This window comes from Halonatronum saccharophilum DSM 13868 (assembly GCF_000517025.1).
GTDB classification, from domain to species: domain Bacteria; phylum Bacillota; class Halanaerobiia; order Halobacteroidales; family Halobacteroidaceae; genus Halonatronum; species Halonatronum saccharophilum.
On the sequence record NZ_KI912094.1, the window covers coordinates 544,801 to 561,424 of the forward strand.

Sequence of the window (16,624 nt, forward strand, 5' to 3'; positions counted from 1 at the left end):
CATCATATTCTATTCTAATTGTATAGTCCCAATTTAATAGCTCTATTTTGCCTTTTTTAACCTCTCTGCTTATTGTAGTTCTATGTCTACCTAACCCTTGTGCAATCTCTTTGGGAGACTTGTTTTGTTGATTATACAAGTGTTCTATTACTTTTCTATCTTCCCATTTTAAGTGTTCACCTTTGTTCTCATTTGTGTTATAATTATCTTGGCACATATCAATACCTCACTTTATGTTATTTGTGGTTATTTAACATTATATATGAGGTATTCATATGTGTCATTTATTTTTTGCACTATCCGTGCATTTAATTATACAATGTTCCTAATTAAGGTAAAAAAGCACCCTGTTTTCTAACAGAGTGCTTCTTTATAAAAGTTTATTCTTCATTAAAGATTAATTACTTAATTTCTACAGAAGCTCCAGCCTCTTCTAATTGTTCTTTAATTTCTTCAGCAGTGTCCTTATCTACACCCTCTTTTACTGGGCTAGGAGCACCATCAACTAATGCTTTAGCTTCTTTAAGTCCTAAGTCAGTAACACCTCTAACTGCTTTGATTACTTTGATTTTGCTACTTCCAGCAGCAGTTAATACAACGTCAAACTCAGTTTGCTCTTCAGCAGCAGCACCACCAGCAGCAGGAGCAGCCATAGCTACAGGAGCAGCAGCACTTACGTCAAATTTTTCTTCTAATTCCTCTACCAATTCAGCTAATTCTAAAACAGTCATATTTTCAATTGCTTCTAAAATGTCATTTTTATTCATCTTTTCTTCCTCCTTGTTTTCTTAAAATTATTTTTATTCTTTGGTTTCCTTAACAGCATTAAGCGCATAAACTAAACTGTTTAATGGATATTTCAAGCAATGTACCAAACCTGTAATTGGGGCTTTCATTCCTCTTGCAACTTGAGCAAGCAAGACCTCTCTTGGTGGAATATCAGCTAATGCTTTAATCTCATTAACATCCAATAAATTTCCATCTAAAAGACCTGATTTAATCTCTAGATTTTTATGATCTTCTGCAAAATCAGCTAATATCTTTGCAGGTGCTACTGGATCTTCGTCAGAAAAAGCGATAGCTGTTGGCCCACTTAGATATTCTTGGATTGACTCATAACCTACTTCTTTAGCAGCTAAGTAAGCTAATGTATTTTTTGCTACCTTATAATCAACACCAGCTTCTCTTAATTTACTTCTTAATTCAGTTACTTCAGCAACATCCAAACCTCTATAATCTGTTAAAACAACTGATTTAGAATTAGAAAACTTTTCAACAAGTTCTTCTACGATAAGCTCTTTCTCTTTTCTTTGGCCCATCCTTTCTATCCACCTCCTTGTAAAAACTAAAAAGCCCCCGCAGCAGCCGGAGACTTTTGTTATAAGCAGCAAAGAATTACTACCTTTATAAGTACATCCAGCCTCGGTAGGAATATTAAGCTTTTAAAGCACCTACTGTCTACGGCTCGTTTTTATTCTATTTTTAACACAACACAAATTCTAACACACAAATTAAAACAAGTCAATACTTTTTTATATATTATGCTAAAAGTTTAATAATAGCTTGAGGATCGATTTTGATTCCAGGTCCCATAGTAGCAGAAACAGCAATATTAAGCAGATATCTACCTTTAGCTCCAGCAGGCCTAGCTTTAACTATAGTCTCCATAACAGTTGTAAAGTTTTCATATAAATCATCCAACTCGAAATTATCTTTTCCAATTGGAAGATGAATATTCCCACCTTTATCAGCTCTGTACTCGACTTGACCAGCTTTAATATCTTTAATAGCTTGTTCAACATCAAAAGTAACAGTTCCAACTTTAGGATTAGGCATTAATCCTTTAGGACCTAAAACAGGACCTAACTTCCCAACAACACTCATCATATCTGGAGTAGCTACAACTACATCAAAATCAAACCATCCACCTTGTATCTTATCAGCTAATTCTTCACCACCAACAACATCAGCGCCGGCTGCTTCAGCCTCTTTAACTTTTTCTCCTTGAGCAAAAGCGATTACTTTAACTTCTTTACCAGTTCCCTTAGGTAAGACAACAGCTCCTCTAACCTGTTGGTCATTTTTGCTGGTATCAATCCCTAGATTTACAGAAACTTCAACAGTTTCAGAAAAGTTAGCAGTAGCAGTCTCTTTTGCTAAACTTAAAGCTTCTTTGATATCATATAATTTTTCAGAATCAACTTTTTTATTAGACTCATTATATCTCTTCGACATATAAAAAACTCCCTTCGTGGTTTTAGCGGAATATTCCTCCCACTTTATTTGAATAGATTATCTAAAATTAGTCCTCAACAATAATTCCCATACTTCTAGCAGTACCTTTGATCATACTAACAGCAGACTCTAAGCTAGCAGCATTAAGATCTTCCATCTTAAGCTCAGCAATCTCTTTAACATCATCTAGGCTCACAGTAGCTACTTTATTAACATTTGGTTCTCCAGAAGCTCTCTCAATACCTGCAGCCTTCTTTAATAAGTTTGCAGCAGGAGGAGTTTTAGTAATAAAATCAAAAGAACGATCAGCATAAACCGTAATTTCTACTGGGATAATATTCCCCGCCTGGTCAGCAGTTTTTGCATTAAAAGCTTTACAAAACTCCATAATATTAACTCCATGTTGTCCTAAAGCTGGACCAACTGGAGGAGCTGGATTAGCTTTACCAGCAGGTACTTGCAAACTAATCTTACCTACAACTTCTTTTGCCATAAATTAATTACACCTCCTTATATTTCTTCAACTTGATTATATTCTAATTCAACTGGTGTCTCTCTTCCAAACATAGAGACTAAAACAACTAATTTCTCTTTTTCAAAGTCTATTTCTTGGATTTCACCAACAAAGTCCTCAAAAGGACCCTCGGTAACTTTAACACTTTGTCCTACTTCCAAGTCTATATCAGCTTTCTTCTCTTCTAATCCCATAGAAGTAAAGACACTGCTCATTTCAGTCTCATTAACAGGTATAGGCTTAGTTCCAGCACTAGCAAAGCCGATAACTCCTGGCGTATTCCTAACAACATACCAAGAATCATCATCCATGATCATCTTGACTAATGCATACCCTGGAAAGAACTTTTCTTTGACAACAGTTTTCTTACCTTTTTTAACTTTAACTTTTTCCTCAGATGGAATTACGATCTCAAATATCTTTTCTTCCATCCCAGTAGCTTTAATTCTTTGTTCTAAATTTGCTTTAACTTTATTTTCATGGCCAGAATAGGTATGGATTGCATACCATTCCACTTTATTACTCATAATAAAGGGACCCTACTTCAGCAGGACCCGCACCTCCCTAGTCAAGAATGATTAACCTCACTAAATTAGAAAAAACCAAATCAACCCCACCAATAAATAAAGATATAAGTAAGATAGAGACTATTACAACCATCGTATATGAAACTAATTTATCACGATTTGGCCAATTAACCTTCTTTAGCTCAGCTTTTACTTCTCTAAAAAACTTTAGCATCTTAGACCAATTACCTTTCTCAGCCATTTATTCCACATCCTCATTGATGATTATTAATCTTTTTTATAATTGGCAGGCCTGGAGGGACTTGAACCCCCAACCCTCGGATTTGGAGTCCGATGCTCTAGCCAATTGAGCCACAGGCCTATATAATTTCTTAATTACTTAGTTTCCTTATGAGCAGTATGCTCTTTACAGAACTTACAATACTTCTTTATTTCAAGCCTTTCTCTTTGATTAGTTTTATTTTTAGTAGTAGTATAGTTACGCCTTCTACACTCTGTGCATTCTAAAGTAATTATTTCTCTCATTGATGCCACCCCCTAACACAATAAATGGATCATTAATTACATCAACACCTTATACACTTTATCACATTTTGTAATAGAAGTCAATGAAAATTTGATATCCTATTTTAACATTTAAATCTGATTTTTAAAACAATAGAAAAGCGGGTGCTTTCACCCACTTTTCTTATTATTCACCATTTCAAACTAAAATTATTCAACAATTTTAGTAACTACACCTGCACCAACAGTTCTTCCACCCTCTCTAATCGCAAAACGTAATCCTTCATCCATTGCGATTGGAGAAATTAAGCTTCCGTCCATCTCGATGTTATCTCCTGGCATTACCATCTCTACACCTTCTGGCAAGTTGATAGTTCCAGTAACATCAGTTGTTCTAAAGTAAAATTGTGGTGTATATCCATCGAAGAATGGAGTATGTCTTCCACCCTCTTCTTTACTTAATACATAAACTTCAGCTTTAAACTTTGTATGAGGAGTAATGCTTCCAGGCTTAGCTAATACCTGTCCACGTTCAATATCTTCTCTTTTAACTCCTCTTAATAATGCTCCTATGTTATCTCCTGCTTGAGCATCATCCATCAACTTACGGAACATCTCAATTCCTGTGATTGTTGTAGTTTCTGTATCTTTAATTCCTACGATTTCTACTTCGTCTCCAACGTGTAATACTCCACTTTCTACACGACCTGTCGCTACTGTTCCACGACCTGTAATTGAGAATACATCCTCAACTGGCATTAAGAAGTCTTTGTCTGTGTCTCTTTCTGGAGTTGGAATATACTCATCAACTGCATCCATTAATTCATGAATCTTGTCTGCCCAATCTCCTGTTGGATCTTCTAGTGCCATTAGAGATGAACCTACTACTACTGGAGCGTCATCTCCATCAAATTCATACTCACTCATTAATTCTCTTACTTCCATCTCTACTAATTCGATTAACTCTTCGTCATCAACCATATCTGCTTTGTTTAAGAATACAACAATCTTAGGTACCCCTACCTGACGAGCTAATAATAAGTGCTCTCTTGTTTGAGGCATTGGCCCGTCTGCTGCAGATACTATCAAAATTGCTCCATCCATCTGTGCTGCTCCTGTAATCATATTCTTTACATAGTCAGCATGTCCTGGACAATCTACGTGAGCATAGTGTCTATTCTCTGTTTCATACTCTACGTGAGATGTTGCAATTGTAATTCCTCTTTCTCTTTCCTCTGGTGCATTATCAATATCTTCGAAGTTAGACCCTTCTGCACCCGCACTTACACCTAGCACCTTTGTAATAGCTGCTGTAGTTGTTGTCTTTCCATGGTCAACGTGACCAATTGTACCAATATTAACATGAGGTTTCGTTCTTTCAAACTTTTCCTTTGCCATTTTTATTTCCCCCTTAAGTAATTTTATTTAGTTGACTTTTTCCATAATTTCTTTAGATATATTAGCTGGAACCTTATCATAGTGATCCATCTGCATTACATATTGAGCACGACCTTGTGTATTAGAGCGAAGGTCTGTTGCATACCCAAACATTTCAGATAAAGGAACAGCGGCTTTAATTACTCTAGCATTACCTCTTTGTTCCATCCCTTCAACTTGACCACGACGACTATTAAGGTCTCCAATCACATCTCCCATATACTCTTCAGGAGTTGTAACTTCTACTGCCATAATAGGCTCAAGTATTACAGGTTTAACTTTAGAAACACTCTCTTTAATAGCCATAGAACCAGCAATTTTAAATGCCATCTCAGAGGAATCAACATCATGGTAAGAACCATCATTTAAAGCAACCTTAACATCCACAACTGGAGATCCTATTAGAACACCATTGTCTAAAGCTTCCTTAATACCTTGCTCAACAGAAGAAATATAATCTCTTGGAATAGCTCCTCCAACTATATTGTCTTCAAATTCAAAACCAGAACCTGGATCTAATGGTTCAACCTCTATAACAACATGCCCATACTGTCCACGTCCACCAGATTGTCTAATGAACTTACCTTCAACTTCAGCTTTCTTAGTGAAGGTTTCTCTATAAGCTACTTGTGGTTCACCTATATTAGCTTCTACATTAAATTCTCTAGTTAAGCGATCAACCAGTACGTCTAAGTGTAATTCTCCCATACCACCAATAATTGTTTGACCTGTCTCATCATCAGTTTTAACAGTGAAAGTAGGATCTTCTTCAGCTAATTTTTGTAAAGATTCTCCTAATTTGTCACTGTCCTTTTGAGTCTTAGGTTCAATAGCAACATGAATTACCGGCTCAGGGAACTCCATAGTTTCTAATATTACAGGATCATCTTGATCACATAAAGTATCACCAGTACTTGTGTTCTTTAAACCTACTGCTGCAGCCAAGTCTCCTGCATATACTTCATCTCTCTCTTCACGCTTATTAGCGTGCATCTGTAAAATACGTCCAACTCTTTCTTTTTGATCTTTTGTTGAGTTGTAAACATATGATCCAGCTTCTAGAGTTCCAGAATAAACTCTAAAGAAAGCTAGTTTACCTACATAAGGATCAGTCATAATCTTAAATGCTAAAGAAGAAAATGGAGCATCATCAGAGGCTTCTCTAGTAACTTCCTCTTCGCTACGAGGTTTAATTCCTGTAACCGGAGGAATCTCTAATGGAGATGGTAAGAAAGCAAGAACAGCATCTAATAGAGGTTGAACCCCTTTGTTCTTTAAAGCTGTACCACATAGTACAGGAGTAAATTCGTTGTTGATAGTTCCTTTACGGATAGCTTCTCTTATCTCCTCTACTGTAATCTCTTCTCCTTCTAGATATTTCATCATAAGCTCTTCATCAGCATCAGCAATCTTTTCTATTAAAAGCTCTCTATATTCTTCAGCTTTATCTTTTAATTCAGCAGGAATTTCTTCAATTTCAAACTCAATTCCTAATTCCTCATCATAGATAATAGCATTCATTTCGATCAAGTCAATAGAACCTTTAAATTCATCCTCTTTTCCAACTGGTATTTGAACTGGAAGAGGGTTGGCAGCAATTCTATCTTCCATCATTTGAACAACATTATAGAAATCTGCCCCTGTTCTATCCATTTTATTTACAAAAGCAATCCTTGGAACATTGTATTTATCAGCCTGTCTCCAAACTGTCTCTGATTGAGGTTCGACACCTCCTACAGAACAGAAAACACCTACTGCTCCATCTAGAACCCTTAGAGATCTTTCTACTTCAACAGTAAAGTCCACATGTCCAGGCGTATCTATAATGTTAACTCTATGGTCTTTCCATTGGCATGTAGTAGCAGCAGAGGTGATTGTAATTCCACGCTCTTTCTCCTGCTCCATCCAATCCATCTGAGAAGCACCATCATGAGTTTCCCCAATCTTGTGCACACGACCTGTATAGAACAATATACGTTCTGTTGCAGTTGTCTTACCAGCATCAATATGTGCCATAATCCCTATGTTTCTCGTCTTTTTCAATGAAAATTGTCTGGCCACTTCAACTACCTCCTTTATACTTTATTACCATCTATAATGAGCAAAAGCTTTATTTGCTTCAGCCATACGATGTACTTCTTCCTTTTTCTTAACTGCTCCACCTTCGTTATTATAAGCATCAATGATTTCATTGGCAAATCTTTCCACCATTGTTCTTTCACTACGAGCTCTAGATGAATTTATTATCCATCTTAGACCTAAAGTGATTCTACGACGATTACTAACTTCAACAGGAACCTGATAATTAGCTCCACCTACACGACGACTTTTAATTTCTAATACCGGCATAACATTATTTAAGGCCTCTTTTAAGACTTCCATTTGATCTTCACCAGTCTTCTCTTTTACTGTTTGCATTGCATCATAAAAGATATTTTCAGCCAGACTTTTCTTCCCATCAATCATAATACTATTAATAAAACGGCTTACAAGTTTGCTGTTATAAACTGGATCAGCAATTGTCTCTCTGATTTGTGCTCTACCTTTTCTTGACATCTTTTCCCCTCCTTTTCCTTAACCTATAACTTTATCATAAACTATAGGTTCAAAATTAGTCACGCGGCTTTTTCACACCATACTTAGAACGCCCTTGACGTCTATCTTCTACACCAGCTGTATCTAAAGCTCCACGAACTATAGTATATCTGACACCTGGCAAATCTTTTACACGACCACCTCTTACTAAAACAACGGAGTGTTCTTGTAAGTTATGTCCTATCCCTGGAATATAAGCTGTTATTTCTTTTCCATTCGTCAAACGAACACGAGCAACTTTTCTCAATGCAGAGTTAGGTTTTTTAGGTGTTGCAGTATAAACTCTAGTACAAACACCTCTTTTTTGCGGTGAACCTTCTAGTGCCCTAGCCCCTTTTTTCTTTGCAACAGTTTTTCTTCCTTTGCGAATTAATTGGTTTATAGTTGGCATTAGTGCACCCCCTTCCGAAAATTTAGAATTTAATTTTTAGACAAGGATGCAAATCAAATTTGCATCCTTAAACTTACCCATTTTAAAACTTCAATCAGAAAAGCTATATAATAAGTTATTAAACAGGTTAACTATTACCGTAACACACTTAGGTATTTTAACATCTACTTAAGTAACTGTCAACCCCTTTTTTCTATTTATTCTATAAGCTCACTCTCTACTTCTCTATATCTCTTCATACCAGTACCAGCAGGAATTAGTTGACCAATAATCACATTCTCCTTTAATCCTAAAAGACTATCACTCTTACCTTCTAATGATGCTTCCGTTAAGACCCTAGTTGTCTCCTGGAAAGACGCAGCAGATAAGAAACTTTCTGTGGCTAATGATGCTTTAGTAATACCTAAAAGTTCTGGCGTTGCAGTAGCAGGTTCATTACCTTGGCTTATTACCTTTTCATTCTCTTTCTCAAAGTCAAATATATCTACCAAACTTCCAGGTAATAATTCTGTGTCTCCCGCCTCTTTTATTTTAACCTTATTCATCATTTGGCGTATAATAACTTCAATATGTTTATCATTTGTTTCTACACCCTGAGATCTATAAACATTTTGAACTTCTCTTAATATATACTTTTGAACGTCTCTCTTACCTCTAATTCTTAAGATATCTTCAGGATTTAATGGCCCCTTAGTCATTCTATCACCAGCTTTAACGTATTGACCATCTTCGATTATCAATTCAGAACCATAAGGTAATTGATAAGTCTTTTGTTTACCCTCTTTAGTCTTGATAACAGCTTTGTAAGATCTTCCATTCTCAACGATATTTACTTGACCATCAAGTTCAGTTACGACAGCTTGACCTTTTGGATTACGGGCTTCAAAAAGCTCTTCAACACGAGGAAGACCCTGAGTAATATCGTCTCCAGCAACTCCACCGGTATGGAAAGTTCTCATTGTTAACTGGGTTCCTGGCTCACCAATAGATTGAGCGGCCATAATACCTATTGCTTCACCTACATTAACTTCTTTTCCATCAGCTAGGTTACGTCCATAACATTTTTGACAAACACCGTGCTTAGTTCTACATGTAAGTACAGTTCTTATCTCTACTTCTTCTATTCCAGCATTCTCTATTGTATCAATTATATCCTCGGTTATCATCTGGTTTCTCTTGATAATAACTTCATCTGTTTTAGGATCTTTTAAATCAACAGAAGGTGTTCTACCAACAATTCTTTCTCTTAAGGATTCAACAATTTCTCCATCTTCTTTAATCGGGCCAACCATTAGCCCTTCTTCAGTTCCACAATCACTTTCTCTTACAATAACATCTTGAGAAACATCTACAAGACGCCTTGTTAGATAACCGGAGTCTGCAGTCCTTAGTGCGGTATCTGCTAACCCTTTTCTTGCACCATGTGTTGAAATAAAGAATTCTAACACTGTTAACCCTTCGCGGAATGAAGCTTTAATTGGCACATCTATAATTCTACCTGATGGATCGGCCATAAGACCTCTCATTCCACCTAGCTGTGTTATCTGAGATGTATTACCACGAGCACCCGAAGTAGCCATCATATAAATAGGGTTAAACTCTTCAAGATTATCTATCAATGCTTCTGTTACCCTATCCTTTGCACTACTCCAAATATCAATAACACGTTGATATCTCTCTTTTTCCGTAATAAGACCTCTTCTATACTGTTTCTCAATCTTTTTAACCTTACCTTCAGACTCCTTAACAATGTCATACTTTGCTTGTGGAACATCTACATCACTAACACTAATTGTAATTCCAGATCTAGTAGCATATCTAAATGTTAATTGCATTATAGAATCTAGAATTTCAGCAGTTTTATTAGGACCTAACCTCCTATGACAATCTGTTACAAGGGCTTTTAGTCTTCCTTTATCGAATATATCATTGTAGAAAGGTAAATCATCATCTAAGGCATCATTGAATATTACTCTACCTACACCTGTATCTATTATCTTTCCATCTTCAAATCTAAATTTAATTTTTGTATGCAATGTAACTATATTATTTTCATAGGCCATAATAACTTCGTCTACAGAGGAGAATATTTTACCTTCACCTTTAGCTCCATCTCTAAGGATTGTTAGGTAATAAGCACCTAAAATCATATCCTGTGATGGTACAGCAATAGCTTCTCCATCTGATGGCGCTAAAATGTTATAAGTTGAAAGCATCAACAATCTACACTCCGCTTGTGCTTCAGCAGATAAAGGAACATGAACGGCCATCTGGTCACCATCAAAGTCGGCATTATATGCAGGACATACTAATGGATGAACTCTAATTGCCTTTCCTTCTACTAAGACTGGCTCAAAAGCTTGAATACCTAACCTATGTAGCGTAGGAGCACGGTTTAATAGGACAGGATGTTCCTTGATAACTTCTTCTAAAACCCCCCAAACCCTGCTATCTATCTTTTCAACCATTCCTTTTGCACTCTTAATATTATGGGCCAACTCTTTATCAACTAATCTCTTCATAACGAAAGGTTTAAATAACTCCAAAGCCATCTTCTTAGGCAATCCACACTGATCCATCCTTAAATATGGCCCTACAACAATAACAGAACGCCCAGAATAATCAACACGTTTACCTAATAGATTCTGTCTAAAACGACCCTGTTTACCCTTCAACATATCGCTTAATGATTTCAGTGGTCTGTTACCAGCACCTGTTACAGGTCGACCTCTGCGACCATTATCAATTAAAGCATCTACTGCCTCTTGCAACATTCTCTTTTCATTGCGAATAATAATTTCAGGCGCACCAAGGTCTAACAACCTTTTTAACCTATTATTTCTATTTATAACTCTCCTATAAAGATCATTTAAATCTGAAGTAGCAAAACGACCTCCATCTAGTTGAACCATAGGCCTTAATTCTGGTGGAATAACAGGGATGACATCTAATACCATCCATTCTGGCCTATTCCCAGAATTTCTTAAACCTTCTAGCACTTTTAACCTTCTTACTCCACGTTTACGCCTTTGTCCAGAGACACCTTTAATGGACTTTCTAAGCTCATCAACTTCCTTGTCCAAGTTCAAGTTCCTTAGTATCTCTTTAATAGCTTCAGCGCCCATCCCAGCTTTAAAATCATCTCCGTACTTCTCCCTAGCCTCTCTAAATTCTGCCTCACTTAAAAGTTGTTTCTCACTTAAAGGCGTATCTCCAGTATCAATTACAATGTAAGAAACAAAATAAAGAACCTTTTCCAGAGAACGAGGTGACATATCCATAACCAAACCTAAACGACTTGGAATACCTTTAAAGAACCAGATGTGAGAGACAGGAGCAGCTAATTCTATGTGCCCCATTCTCTCTCTTCTTACCTTAGAGCGTGTAACCTCAACTCCACAACGATCACATACTACCCCTTTATACCTAACCCTCTTGTATTTACCACAATGACATTCCCAATCCTTAGTTGGCCCAAATATCTTCTCACAAAATAGACCTTCCTTCTCAGGTTTTAAAGTTCTATAATTAATTGTTTCTGGTTTCTTTACCTCACCACTTGACCATGAACGTATCTTTTCTGGTGAAGCAAGACCAATCTTCATTGAATCGAAGTTATTAACATTAAACAAGGGCAACACTCCCCCTTCTTTAGTTTTAGTTTTCCTATAACTAATAACTATTCTAACTAATAACTACCCTAATCCTTATCATCATTATCATCATCACTGATTAAATCTAACCCTAGCTTCTTAGTTGTTTCATTTATCTCTTGTTCTTCAATAGATAACTCTTCTTCTTCTTCAGAATAGACTTTTGCATCCAAACCAATACTTTGCATCTCTTTAATTAATACTTTAAAGGATTCTGGTATGCCTGGTTCAGGAACATTCTCCCCTTTAACAATTGCCTCATAAGCTTGGACACGACCTACAACATCATCAGACTTTACTGTTAACATTTCTTGTAAGGTATGAGATGCACCATAAGCCTCTAAGGCCCACACTTCCATCTCTCCAAACCTCTGACCCCCAAATTGAGCTTTACCTCCTAAGGGTTGTTGAGTAACTAAAGAGTATGGACCAGTAGAACGACCATGCATCTTATCATGGGCTAAATGATGTAACTTAAGCATATACATTACTCCAACGGTTACTCTATTTTCAAAAGGCTCTCCTGTTCTACCATCATAAAGAAGAGTTTTCCCATCCCTTGCTAAACCTGCTTCCTCTAATGTATCTTCTACATCTTCTTCATTCGCTCCATTAAAGACTGGAGTTGAAACATGTATACCTAATGCCCTAGCTGCCATACCCAAGTGGGTCTCTAATACCTGACCAATATTCATACGAGATGGAACCCCAAGTGGATTTAAAACTATCTCTACTGGCTCTCCATTAGGCAAATAAGGCATATCCTCTTCAGGTAATATTCTAGAAATAACCCCTTTGTTACCATGACGTCCGGCTAATTTATCTCCAACAGTAATCTTTAACTTCTTAACTATATAAACCCTAACAAGTTTATTGACTCCTGCTTTTAACTCATCACCATCTTCACGATTAAACACCTTAACATCAACAACAATTCCTTCTTCACCATGAGGTACTCTTAGAGATGTATCTCTAACCTCTCTAGCTTTCTCACCAAAGATAGCACGTAATAATCTCTCTTCGGCTGATAACTCAGTTTCCCCCTTAGGAGTAACTTTACCAACTAAGATATCTCCCGATTCAACTTCTGCACCAACTCTAATAATACCTCTTTCATCTAAATCTTTAAGAGCACTTTCACCTACATTAGGAATATCTCTAGTTATCTCTTCAGGACCAAGCTTAGTATCGCGAGCTTCAGCTTCATATTCTTCAATATGAATAGAAGTTAAAGCGTCTTCTTTAACTAACTTTTCACTTATTAATATAGCATCCTCGTAATTATAACCTTCCCAAGGCATAAAAGCGATTACAGAGTTACGTCCTAAGGCAAGTTCTCCTTTATCAGTAGCAGGACCATCTCCAATAATAGTTCCTTTTTCTACCCTATCACCTTTTTGAACGATTGGCTTTTGATTAACACAACTACCCTGGTTAGAACGAGTAAACTTAGTGATTTTATATTTATCTACAGTTCCTTCATCAGTCTTAACTAATATCTTATCACCAGTTACCTTCATTACCTCTCCAGAATTTTTAGCAACAATTGTGCCTCCAGAATCTTTTGCAGCTGCATACTCGATCCCTGTTCCAACATAAGGTGCATCGGTTATCAATAAAGGTACAGCTTGTCGTTGCATATTAGCACCCATAAGAGCACGATTAGCATCATCATTCTCCAAGAAAGGTATTAAAGCTGTTGAAACACTAATAATCTGTTTTGGAGAAACATCTACATAATCTACCTTTTGAGGCGAAACAGTAATGGTTTCTCCTTGGTAACGAGCAAAAACCCTATCTCCAACAAACTTACCGTCTGCATTAACCTCTTCAGTCGCCTGAGTGATTACAAAATTATCTCCTTCATCAGCAGTTATATAGTCTACCTCTTCTGTTACCACACCATCTACTACCTTACGGTATGGTGTCTGGATGAAACCGAATTCATTTGTCTTACCATATATACACATAGAACCAATAAGTCCAATATTTGGCCCTTCAGGAGTTTCAATAGGACATATACGACCATAATGAGTATGATGAACATCACGAACATCAAAACCAGCACGTTCCCGACTTAATCCTCCAGGTCCTAAAGCACTCATCCTTCTTTTATGAGTCAACTCTGATAGAGGATTAGTCTGATCCATAAATTGCGATAACTGACTACTACCAAAGAACTCCTTGATTGATGCAGCTACTGGTCTAGTATTGATTAAGTTTTGCGGTGTTATTACATCAATATCTTGGATAGTCATTCTCTCTCTAACTACCCTTTCCATTCTCGATAGACCAATCCTAAATTGGTTCTGCAGTAATTCACCTACAGTCTTTAGTCGCCTATTACCAAGATGGTCTATATCATCTATCTTAGCTCCACCTTCATTATCAATCAATTTGAGCATATATTTCACAGTTTCAACTATATCTTCTTTTGTTAATGTAGTTAGATTAGAATCTATATCTAAACCTAACTTTTTATTTATCTTATAACGACCAACCTTTGCTAAATCATAACGCTTCGAATCGAAAAACAGCGACTCTAACAAGCTCTCTGCACTTTCTACAGTTGGTGGCTCTCCAGGTCTTTGATTCTTGTATAAAGCAATTAGACCCTCTTCTCTACTTTCACTATTATCACGCTCGATTGTATTATGTATAATCGGGTGATCTCCAAACAAATCAATCAATTCAGCGTCCGACCCATAACCTAAAGATCTAAATAGAACAGTTGACGGAATCTTTCTCCCCCTATCAACTCTAACAGCAATTATATCTTTCTTATCATATTCAAATTCTATCCATGACCCCCTATTAGGTATTATACTACCATTGTAAAGCTGTCTTCCATCTTTAGTCACTTCCTCACTAAAGTAAACACCAGAAGATCTAATTAGCTGGTTAACAATAACTCTTTCAGCACCATTGACTACAAAGGTAGCTTTTTCAGTCATTAAAGGAAAATCAGCCATAAATACATCTTGTTCTTTAATTTCACCAGTTTCTTGATTAATCAACCTCACCTTTACATTAAGTGGTGCGGAATAAGTCATATCTCTATTCATACTTTCAAACTCATCATATTTAGGTTCATCTAAATAATAATCAATGAACTCCAATACTAGATTTTCAGAAAAATCATGAATAGGAGATATCTCATGAAAAATCTCCAAAAGTCCTTCGTTAAGGAACCGATCGTAAGATTTCTTTTGAGTTTCAATTAAATAAGGAACTTCCATACCTTCACTTACTTTAGCATAACTTCGCCTTTCTCTCCTTAAAGAGTTAGCTGGCTTGGCCATAAAAATAGTCACCCCCGCAGATTTTATAAACCTACACAATAAGAACTATATTGAATTTAATCCATAGCTAATTACCATCAACATCTATTTCCATTCAAAAATCGATAAATTAGTATCCAGCTTATGGATTGGCTAAACTGAGCTTCAAGAAAGGAGGAATTCTCCCTTTGAAACTAAGTACTTTCTTTTTATATTGAAATTAGCCTTATAAACCATACTTATTATTTACTTTTATATGTACTTTATACATTAAAAGGCTAATTAAATTTATCGACTACCTAAAAACCTCTATGCTTACTACTTTTTAAATAACCATAACAATAAATAATGGTAACACATTAATAAATGGTTGTCAAGATAAAAGATGATAATTAAGGTAAAATGAAAATTGCAATATAAAATGCACAGCCTTTATGGAAATAAACACCTCATATGATGTGTTTATTTATGCTACATTTAAACCTATTTCAAATATATTATTAGAACTTTTAAAACCAAACATCTTCCTAGGATAATTATTAATCCATTTTTCAATTCTTTTAATTTGATTTCTACTAAGATTCTTAAAGCTACTTCCTTTTGGCAAAAACCTTCTAATCATTTTATTTAAGTTCTCATTACTCCCTCTTTGCCAAGAAGAGTAAGCATCAGCATAATATTGCTTTGTCCTTGGAATTTTACTTCTTGTAAAAGAAGTCTCTATTCCTGTATAGTTATAAAATTCTTTCCCATTATCAGTTGTAATAGTCTTGAACAATTCTCTAAACTTCTTTACTCCTATTCTTCTTTCTATTCGATCCAGACCTCTTATTACAGCTTCCTGCGTCTTATTAGGTATAATCTCTATTATTTCTTTTCTACTATACCTCTCCGTTAGAACTAATAAGAAAGGCTCTCCTTTTCCCTTTCTACCCTCTACTAGATCCATTTCCCAATGACCTACTTCTAACCTCTCATCAGCTGCTTTAGGCCTATCTGATATTCTTCTACCTTCTTTACGTCTTTTAGTTGATTCTTTTTCTTTCTTCTTTGTCTTTTTAGACTTTTTATAATTACCATAGGTCAACTCTTCTCTACTTACAAATAGGATGCCTTTATCTATATAAATTATAGATAGTCTTCCAATGTAATTCTATTTCAAAATCTTCACTATTTTTTATCATATCTGCAATTACTTCTGGAGAATACTTATCTTTGATTTTTCCTCTATAAACTCAGCTAACCTGTGATCTTTACCTATTTTTATTTTAGCTCCTTTAGCTGTAGCATTTTGATCATATACCTTTTGAACCTTTAATGCATCATATTCTATTCTAATTGTATAGTCCCAATTTAATAGCTCTATTTTGCCTTTTTTAACCTCTCTGCTTATTGTAGTTCTATGTCTACCTAACTCTTGTGCAATCTCTTTGGGAGACTTGTTTTGTTGATTATACAAGTGTTCTATTACTTTTCTATCTTCCCAT

At 35.9% G+C, this 16,624-nt stretch carries 14 protein-coding genes, 1 tRNA gene, 1 pseudogene and 1 other annotated feature; all 16 genes and pseudogenes read right to left on the reverse strand.

Going from position 1 to position 16,624, the window contains the following annotated elements; all coding sequences use genetic code 11:
- Positions 1–217, reverse strand: a 217-nt coding sequence (locus tag HALSAC_RS15180) for a helix-turn-helix domain-containing protein (protein WP_035571333.1), incomplete at its 3' end; no start/stop codon positions are given.
- 184 nt (positions 218–401) lie between these two features.
- Positions 402–767 carry a 50S ribosomal protein L7/L12 gene (rplL, locus tag HALSAC_RS0106210; protein WP_027339542.1) on the reverse strand — a complete coding sequence of 122 codons (366 nt, stop codon included), beginning with the start codon at positions 765–767 and terminating at the stop codon, positions 402–404.
- A 33-nt stretch (positions 768–800) separates the two neighbouring features.
- A complete protein-coding gene (gene rplJ / locus HALSAC_RS0106215) occupies positions 801–1,319 on the reverse strand; it encodes a 50S ribosomal protein L10 (RefSeq protein ID WP_027339543.1) in 519 nt (172 codons plus the stop codon).
- Between the two features lie 18 nt (positions 1,320–1,337).
- Positions 1,338–1,482 (reverse strand) — a sequence feature (ribosomal protein L10 leader region).
- A 57-nt stretch (positions 1,483–1,539) separates the two neighbouring features.
- Positions 1,540–2,235 (reverse strand): 50S ribosomal protein L1, encoded by a 696-nt coding sequence (rplA, locus tag HALSAC_RS0106220; RefSeq protein WP_027339544.1) that lies wholly within the window; start codon positions 2,233–2,235, stop codon positions 1,540–1,542.
- Between the two features lie 67 nt (positions 2,236–2,302).
- Positions 2,303–2,728 (reverse strand): 50S ribosomal protein L11, encoded by a 426-nt coding sequence (rplK, locus tag HALSAC_RS0106225; RefSeq protein ID WP_027339545.1) that lies wholly within the window; start codon positions 2,726–2,728, stop codon positions 2,303–2,305.
- 17 nt (positions 2,729–2,745) lie between these two features.
- On the reverse strand, positions 2,746–3,276 hold the full coding sequence (gene nusG, locus HALSAC_RS0106230; protein WP_027339546.1) for a transcription termination/antitermination protein NusG: 531 nt from the start codon (positions 3,274–3,276) through the stop codon (positions 2,746–2,748).
- Positions 3,277–3,313: 37 nt separating this feature from the next.
- Positions 3,314–3,517, reverse strand: coding sequence for a preprotein translocase subunit SecE (gene secE / locus HALSAC_RS0106235; protein WP_027339547.1), 204 nt, complete (start codon positions 3,515–3,517; stop codon positions 3,314–3,316).
- 43 nt (positions 3,518–3,560) lie between these two features.
- Positions 3,561–3,637: transfer RNA gene (locus HALSAC_RS0106240), tRNA-Trp, on the reverse strand.
- 14 nt (positions 3,638–3,651) lie between these two features.
- Positions 3,652–3,801, reverse strand: coding sequence for a 50S ribosomal protein L33 (rpmG, locus tag HALSAC_RS0106245; RefSeq protein WP_027339548.1), 150 nt, complete (start codon positions 3,799–3,801; stop codon positions 3,652–3,654).
- 189 nt (positions 3,802–3,990) lie between these two features.
- Complete coding sequence (gene tuf / locus HALSAC_RS0106250) at positions 3,991–5,178, reverse strand: elongation factor Tu (RefSeq protein WP_027339549.1); 1,188 nt, start codon at positions 5,176–5,178, stop codon at positions 3,991–3,993.
- A 27-nt stretch (positions 5,179–5,205) separates the two neighbouring features.
- A complete protein-coding gene (fusA, locus tag HALSAC_RS0106255; RefSeq protein WP_027339550.1) occupies positions 5,206–7,278 on the reverse strand; it encodes an elongation factor G in 2,073 nt (690 codons plus the stop codon).
- A 24-nt stretch (positions 7,279–7,302) separates the two neighbouring features.
- Complete coding sequence (gene rpsG, locus HALSAC_RS0106260) at positions 7,303–7,773, reverse strand: 30S ribosomal protein S7 (RefSeq protein WP_027339551.1); 471 nt, start codon at positions 7,771–7,773, stop codon at positions 7,303–7,305.
- Positions 7,774–7,828: 55 nt separating this feature from the next.
- Positions 7,829–8,203 (reverse strand): 30S ribosomal protein S12, encoded by a 375-nt coding sequence (rpsL, locus tag HALSAC_RS0106265; protein WP_027339552.1) that lies wholly within the window; start codon positions 8,201–8,203, stop codon positions 7,829–7,831.
- A 197-nt stretch (positions 8,204–8,400) separates the two neighbouring features.
- Positions 8,401–11,808 carry a DNA-directed RNA polymerase subunit beta' gene (rpoC, locus tag HALSAC_RS0106270; protein ID WP_425402506.1) on the reverse strand — a complete coding sequence of 1,136 codons (3,408 nt, stop codon included), beginning with the start codon at positions 11,806–11,808 and terminating at the stop codon, positions 8,401–8,403.
- Between the two features lie 95 nt (positions 11,809–11,903).
- The gene (rpoB, locus tag HALSAC_RS0106275; RefSeq protein ID WP_027339554.1) at positions 11,904–15,158 is read right to left on the reverse strand and encodes a DNA-directed RNA polymerase subunit beta; all 3,255 of its coding nucleotides are present in this window, start codon (positions 15,156–15,158) and stop codon (positions 11,904–11,906) included.
- 445 nt (positions 15,159–15,603) lie between these two features.
- A pseudogene (locus HALSAC_RS17805) lies at positions 15,604–16,624 on the reverse strand (IS30 family transposase); the annotation flags it as partial.

Coding starts and splice junctions, on each gene's coding strand:
- rplL (WP_027339542.1), bottom strand. CDS start 767: ATGAATAAAAATGACATTTTAGAAGCAATTGAAAATATGACTGTTTTA.
- rplJ (WP_027339543.1), bottom strand. CDS start 1,319: ATGGGCCAAAGAAAAGAGAAAGAGCTTATCGTAGAAGAACTTGTTGAA.
- rplA (WP_027339544.1), bottom strand. CDS start 2,235: ATGTCGAAGAGATATAATGAGTCTAATAAAAAAGTTGATTCTGAAAAA.
- rplK (WP_027339545.1), bottom strand. CDS start 2,728: ATGGCAAAAGAAGTTGTAGGTAAGATTAGTTTGCAAGTACCTGCTGGT.
- nusG (WP_027339546.1), bottom strand. CDS start 3,276: ATGAGTAATAAAGTGGAATGGTATGCAATCCATACCTATTCTGGCCAT.
- secE (WP_027339547.1), bottom strand. CDS start 3,517: ATGGCTGAGAAAGGTAATTGGTCTAAGATGCTAAAGTTTTTTAGAGAA.
- rpmG (WP_027339548.1), bottom strand. CDS start 3,801: ATGAGAGAAATAATTACTTTAGAATGCACAGAGTGTAGAAGGCGTAAC.
- tuf (WP_027339549.1), bottom strand. CDS start 5,178: ATGGCAAAGGAAAAGTTTGAAAGAACGAAACCTCATGTTAATATTGGT.
- rpsG (WP_027339551.1), bottom strand. CDS start 7,773: ATGTCAAGAAAAGGTAGAGCACAAATCAGAGAGACAATTGCTGATCCA.
- rpsL (WP_027339552.1), bottom strand. CDS start 8,203: ATGCCAACTATAAACCAATTAATTCGCAAAGGAAGAAAAACTGTTGCA.
- rpoC (WP_425402506.1), bottom strand. CDS start 11,808: ATGAAGATTGGTCTTGCTTCACCAGAAAAGATACGTTCATGGTCAAGT.
- rpoB (WP_027339554.1), bottom strand. CDS start 15,158: ATGGCCAAGCCAGCTAACTCTTTAAGGAGAGAAAGGCGAAGTTATGCT.